General features: G+C 62.4%; 2 protein-coding genes. Both read right to left on the reverse strand.

Annotated features, from left to right (window positions below):
- Positions 1–74 precede the first annotated feature (74 nt).
- A complete protein-coding gene (locus BST10_RS22080; RefSeq protein ID WP_083040767.1) occupies positions 75–542 on the reverse strand; it encodes an MlaD family protein in 468 nt (155 codons plus the stop codon).
- Positions 543–548: 6 nt separating this feature from the next.
- Positions 549–1,589 carry an MCE family protein gene (locus BST10_RS22085; RefSeq protein ID WP_083040769.1) on the reverse strand — a complete coding sequence of 347 codons (1,041 nt, stop codon included), beginning with the start codon at positions 1,587–1,589 and terminating at the stop codon, positions 549–551.
- Positions 1,590–1,992 lie beyond the last annotated feature (403 nt).

The raw sequence follows: 1,992 nt of genomic DNA on the forward strand, positions 1-1,992 counted from the left end.
GCGGGATACCTGCTTGCACGTCCCATAACTCGAATCCTCCCAAGATCGGGAGTCTCCGGACTTACCGGGACGGCTCAGGCGTCCACCTGTTCGAATGTGGTCGTCGCATCGGCCAGCGTCTTTTGTAGATCGTAGGGAACCGATGTGTTCGCCAAACTGATGGTGTGGCGGTCAAGTTCCCCGTCGCCGGCGGGGGACAACTCGAGATAACGCGATCCGAGCAGAGTGGTCAGCTTGATCGCGGCGCGGGTGTCACGCCCTAGGCGAATGTCGTTGCGTATCTTAAATTTTACGATGACATGGTCATCGGCAAGTTCCACTCCGTTGACGCTACCCACGGAAATCCCCGCGACGGTAACTTGGTCTCCCAAGCGGATCTGCGCCGCCTGGAGAAACTCGCCGCGATACCCGCTCTGCCCCGCCGACAAGTGGCCGACCGCGATGATAAGCACGGCCACCACCACCGCGGTGAGTGTCAGCGAGATGGTGCCCAGCCAGGTCTTGTTGTACGCCTCGACGGGTCGTTTGAGCCGATCGAACATGGTGGTTTACCTGCACATCGCTGAGTGTTGGATGACGTTGCCCGGCGACGCGAGTCGCACAGTTCCCGGAATCACTCGGCTGAGGAACGCGAAGATCGAGGAGTTGACATCGCACAGATAGCCGTTCATGTAGGCCCCATCTTGGCTTACTCGGGCAAGCCCCTTGAGGAGCATCGGAAGATTTGCCCCCATGTACGCGAAACGTTCCCGAGCGTCGCCGGTGAGGTGCCCGGTGAATCCGGGTTCGCGGCGGATGATTTCTTGCAGATCGGGGCGGATATTGTCGGTGATCGTTGCCAATCGTTCGACTGCCGTGTTGATCGATCCCCCGGATGCCACTAACTGGTCGCGCCGGTTCCCGACAGTGGCTAACACGTCACGAGTTTGACCAATCAGCGTCCGCAGGCCGTCGGTCTGCCCGGCCAGGTTACTCACCACGTCATTGAGTTTGGTGATGACATCACCGAGAACTTGATCAGGGCCCGCCAGCGATTCGGCGAGCGCCGACACCTCACTGATCAGTGTGAGCACCGACCCGGAATCCCCCTGTAGCGCTTGAATGATCCCGTTCATCAGATTGTCCAACTGCTGCGGGTCCAGCAAGGCAAGTAGCGGCTCGAACCCGTTGAGCAGATAGGAGATGTCGAATGACGGCCTGGTGCGCTCCAAGGGGATCTGGCTTCGGTCTGCCAGCGGCGTCCGGTCCCCGGACGTTCCCTCTGCCAGTCCGAGGTAGCGCTGCCCGATGATGTTCTGATAGATCACCGCGGCGATGGTGTCCTTGTAGAGGACTTGTTCCCGCTGCACTCGGAAGGTGACTTTGGCCAGGGCGCCATCCAGGTCGACCCTATCCACCCTTCCGACGCGAACTCCGGCAACGCGAACATCATCGCCGGGATGCAGCCCGGAAACGTCGGTGAAGATGGCCGAATAGCTGTTCGTCACGCCGGCGACCTCGCGACGCAGTGTGACCAGGACCATCCAGCTCCCCACCGTCGCCACCACCAGGAACAGGCTCAGGCCGATCAGCGGCTTGCGGTAACTCACCGACGCCCCCCAGAATCCAACGCAAAATGTACCGTCGCCCCGCGCGCCACGGGCCCCAGCAGCAACGCAGTTGCCGCGTTCGCCTCAGCACCGACGATGAGACTTAACTGGTCTTTCTCCTGAGGGCTGCCCACCGGGCCGACGTTGCCACCGATGACCGTTGACTGCGGTTGAACGGGGGGCAGCGGGGGCAGCTCAGCGGCTGGGGGAGCCGGTGGGGATTGGTCGGGAGCCAGCGGCGCCTCTCCGACCTCGCCACTGCCCCGTGTCGAATCCCGCGGTGGGGCCAGGTTGGTCCGGTTCTCCGAGATGCCCGGCGGCAGCGGGGCTAAGTCCCCTGGGATGGTGGGGTTTCGGGCCTGCGGCTGACCGGGGCGGTTGGGCTCTTGGTGTGTCGTTGAGG

The sequence above is a fragment of the Mycolicibacter algericus DSM 45454 genome (assembly GCF_002086455.1).
Classification (GTDB): Bacteria; Actinomycetota; Actinomycetes; order Mycobacteriales; family Mycobacteriaceae; genus Mycobacterium; species Mycobacterium algericum.

Excerpts from the sequence above, each read along its gene's own strand:
- BST10_RS22080 (WP_083040767.1), bottom strand. The coding sequence starts at position 542 with ATGTTCGATCGGCTCAAACGACCCGTCGAGGCGTACAACAAGACCTGG.